Genomic DNA, 3,628 nt, shown 5'->3' with positions numbered 1-3,628 from the left:
CCAGTACGACGGGCCGTCGGGGCCGAAGTGGAAGGCGTGGAACGAGGACATGAAGAACGCGCTGGTGAAGAACCAGAACACGGGGGCGTCGGGGTGCAAGAACGGGTCGTGGGAGACGGTGGACCGGTGGAGCGGGGAGGGAGGCCGGGTGTACGCGACGGCGATCAACGCCCTGACGCTCGAGGTCTACTACCGCTACGCGAACGTCTTCGGCACGAAATAAGCGAGCCTTTCGAAGCGAACGTTTCCCCCGGGGTTCCGAGCGGAGCCCCGGGGGTTTTCTTTTGGTCCGGCGCGCGGCACATGCCTACAATGAAGGGTGGTGCACGATTTCGAGCCGGACGTTCTGGCGGGGGCGTTCCGAATCGCGCAGGCGGAGTATCCGGACCTGGATGTCGCGGCCTACCGGACGCGGATCGAGGAGTTCGGCCGGGAAGCGTGCGCCCGCGCGGGCGGAAAAGGCCGCCGGGCGTTCGCCCGGGTGAACGAGTATTTCTTCGGAGACCTGGGCTTCCGCGGCAACTCGGAGGATTATTACGATCCCCGCAACAGCTACCTCAACGACGTCATCGACCGGCGGAGAGGCATTCCCATCACGCTCTCGGTTCTCTACTGCGAGGTCGCCCGGCGGGCGGGACTTTCGGCCTACGGGGTGGGCTTCCCGGGCCACTTCCTGGTGAAATGCCTCTTCCGCGACGGGGAGGCGGTGCTTGACTGCTTCCGCGGGCGCGTCCTCACGCGGGAAGGCTGCCGGGCGCTTCTTGAATCGATGGAGGGTCTGGAAGGGGTGGCCTTCTCCGAGGAGCTTCTGGCGATCGCTTCGCCGCGGGAGATTCTGTCGCGCATGCTCAACAACCTCCGGCGCATTCACCTGGAGCAGGGGGATTACGAGCGGGCGCTGCGATGGGTGGAGCTGGAGCTCGAGTTCAATCCCCGGGCCGCCGATCCTTTCCGCGAGCGCGGGCTCATCTACGCCCGGCTGGAGCGCTACGGCAAGGCGCTGACCGACCTGGAGGAGTACCTGCGGCGCGCCCCGGAGGCGCGGGACGCCGCCCCCCTGCGGGGCCAGGTGGAGCTCCTGCGGCGGCTTCTTTCGAACCTGAACTGATCTACGGAATCCGCCCGCCGGTGAAGGTCTTCAGGACCGTGCCTTCGTCCCCCGCCGCGTACCCGATGCCGGAAGCGTTGAGCCAGACCGTCCGGAGTGGCCAGTTCGTGTGCTCCGGAGAGACCGACCACGAAGTGCCGTTTTCCGTGACGTAGATCCGGCCGAGGTCGGGCGAGGCGCCGGCGGCGACCACCGCGAGCCCCCGGGTCGACGACCGGAACGCAAGACCGGTGGGCGGAACGTTGCCCGGCAAGTTGAAGGTCGCTCCCCAGGAGACGCTCGGCGGGCTCCCCGCGGCAATCGTTCCCCGGCGGATGTCGCCGTCCGAGGACCCCGCGACGATCGTGCTGTTGTCGGGAACCTGGAGGGTCGCGATCGTTCCGGTTTCTCCCGAAATCGAGCCGTCGTTCCACGTGGTTCCGCCGTCGAGGCTGAAGACCACCTTTCCGTTCTGTCCCCCCGCCGCGATCACGGTTCCATCCGGGGACGCCGCCAGCGAAGCGTAGTTGACCGGCGCCCCGGGGAGCGTGATTTCCGTCCACGCCGTGGCGCCCCCGTCGGCGGTCACGAGAAGCGTGCTGACGTCGCCCACGCAGAATCCTTTGAGATCGTTCCCGGGGAAGAGAATGGCCCGCAGGGGGACCGACGTCGCGCTCGAGGGAACCGTCTGAGCGGTCCAGGTGTCTCCGGAGGAGAAGTCGGCGTTCTTGAGGATCTTGCCGCCGTCGCCGCAGGCGTAGGCGACGGTTCCGGGACCCTGCCGCGGGACGCTCACGCCGTGGAGGTCCGAGACGCCGGAAAGGGTGGCGGTGGTCCAGGCCAATCCGCCGTCGAGCGTCTTGGCGACCAATCCGCCCGGGCCGACGGCGATACCCCTCTCCGCGTTAAGGGCGAAATCCAGGGCGTTGATGCGGGTGCGGGATCCCTGGGTGATGTTCTGCCAGTTCGCCCCGCCGTCCAGGGTCTTGAGCACGGTGCCGTAGTCCCCCACCGCGTAGCCCACGTTGGCGTCGATGAAATAGACGTCGTGGAGATCGTGGGGGGTGACGCCGGATCCCTGCGGGGTCCAGGAGGTGCCGCCGTTGGTCGTCTTCCAGATTCCTCCGCCGTCCCCGACGACCCAGCCGGTCAGGGAATCGGAGAGGAAAGAAATGCTGCGGAGGGTGGCCGTCGTCGTGCCGATGGACACATCGCTCCAGGTGGGCGAGGATTGATCGGCGTTGGTGCTCTTGACGATCTTGCCGTTGTCCCCGCAGACGTACGCATGGACCTCGGTCGTGGCGGCCTTCTGGAAAAGGAGGGCCTTGCGCCAAACGGGGGCGCTTACGGGAAGCGACTGGGCGCTCCAGTTCGCGCCGTTGTCGAGCGTGATCTTCACGAGGTTGCCCGAGCCCGCCGCGATCCCCTTGCCGGTGATGCCCAGGAAATCCACCGTGTGCCAGTCCTCCGACCCATGGACCGTCGCCGTCGTACCGGTGGAACCGGAGACGCGCAGGATCGTGCCGTTTCGGCGGAGGATGTAGAAGACGTCCAGGAGCACCATATCGACCGCCGTATACGGGGCGCCGGAGTCGGAGGGGTCCGGATCGGCGGCGCTGCTGGTGAACCACTGGGCGATTTCCGCGCCGGCCTTCCAATGGCGTCCTCCCGTTCCTCCCCCGTCCCGCCCCACGGCCACGGATTCCGTCCCCAGGGTGTCCAGCGCGAGGACATCTCCGCCGGCCTCGTAGGGATGGTGCTGCATCTGGTACCAGGAGGCGCCGCCGTCGTCGGTGCGGAAAATCGAGGTCGCTTCCCCCGCCACGAGCGCCTGGTTCGCGTTGGCGACGCGCACGGCCCGCAGATGGCTCGAGGTCGGCAGGCGCTGGAGGTTGTACCAGACGGGCCGCAGCGGGATGTCGTCGCTGCCGCCGCCTCCCGAGCTGCAGCACACGAGAACGGCCAGGGCCAGGCTACCAAGGAATCTGCTCTTCACCGCTCCTCCGATTCTCGACGCGGGCCAGAACGAAAAGAAGGTCCGAAAGACGGTTGATGTACTTGAGAAGCAGGGGAGGCACGGGGGCCTGCCGCGCCAGCGTCACGATCCGGCGCTCCGCGCGACGGCAGATCGTGCAGGCCAGGTGAAGGAACGCCGCCGCGGGCGCGCCTCCCCTCAGAATGAAGCCGCGCAGCGGGGCCAGTTCCGCCTCATACCGGTCGATCATCCGCTCGAAGTCCGAGATGCGCTCTTCGGCGATGCGGGTCTTTTCGCGGACGGGATGCTGTCCGTATTTCGGGTCCGCAAGCTGGGCGCCGGCGGCCATGAGATCTTTCTGGATTTCCAGGAGGGCCGCCGCGATCTCGGGATCCTTCGCGAAGGCGCGGGCCACGCCGAGGGCGGCGCCGAGCTCGTCCACCTCGCCGTAGGCTTCGCAGCGGGGATCGTCCTTCGGGACGCGCGTGCCGTCGAAGAAGCCGGTGGAACCGTCGTCTCCCGTGCGGGTGTAGATCTTCGCCATGGAACGCCCCCGGAGGGCGCAC

The 3,628-nt window shown here is 67.7% G+C and carries 4 protein-coding genes; 2 read left to right on the top strand and 2 right to left on the bottom strand.

Translation table 11 applies throughout. From position 1 onward, the window contains the following. Positions 1-223: hypothetical protein (locus tag VNO22_03675; GenBank protein HXG60451.1), on the top strand; the 223-nt coding region annotated here is incomplete at its 5' end. A 96-nt stretch (positions 224-319) separates the two neighbouring features. Continuing rightward, positions 320-1,108 (top strand): tetratricopeptide repeat protein, encoded by a 789-nt coding sequence (locus VNO22_03670; GenBank protein HXG60450.1) that lies wholly within the window; start codon positions 320-322, stop codon positions 1,106-1,108. Position 1,109: 1 nt separating this feature from the next. On the opposite strand, the gene VNO22_03665 is transcribed toward VNO22_03670, so the two are convergent. Continuing rightward, a complete protein-coding gene (locus tag VNO22_03665; GenBank protein ID HXG60449.1) occupies positions 1,110-3,083 on the bottom strand; it encodes a YCF48-related protein in 1,974 nt (657 codons plus the stop codon). After that, positions 3,061-3,606 (bottom strand): cob(I)yrinic acid a,c-diamide adenosyltransferase, encoded by a 546-nt coding sequence (locus VNO22_03660; GenBank protein ID HXG60448.1) that lies wholly within the window; start codon positions 3,604-3,606, stop codon positions 3,061-3,063. Before VNO22_03660 ends, VNO22_03665 begins: the two co-directional genes overlap by 23 nt. Positions 3,607-3,628: the final 22 nt, after the last annotated feature.

It is taken from the genome of Planctomycetota bacterium, from assembly GCA_035574235.1.
Lineage (GTDB): Bacteria > Planctomycetota > MHYJ01 > MHYJ01 > JACPRB01 > DATLZA01.
This window is presented reverse-complemented; position numbering and strand designations above follow the sequence as displayed.

Bases quoted from the DNA above. Each gene is read 5' to 3' on its own strand.
- VNO22_03660 (HXG60448.1), bottom strand. From the start codon at position 3,606: ATGGCGAAGATCTACACCCGCACGGGAGACGACGGTTCCACCGGCTTC.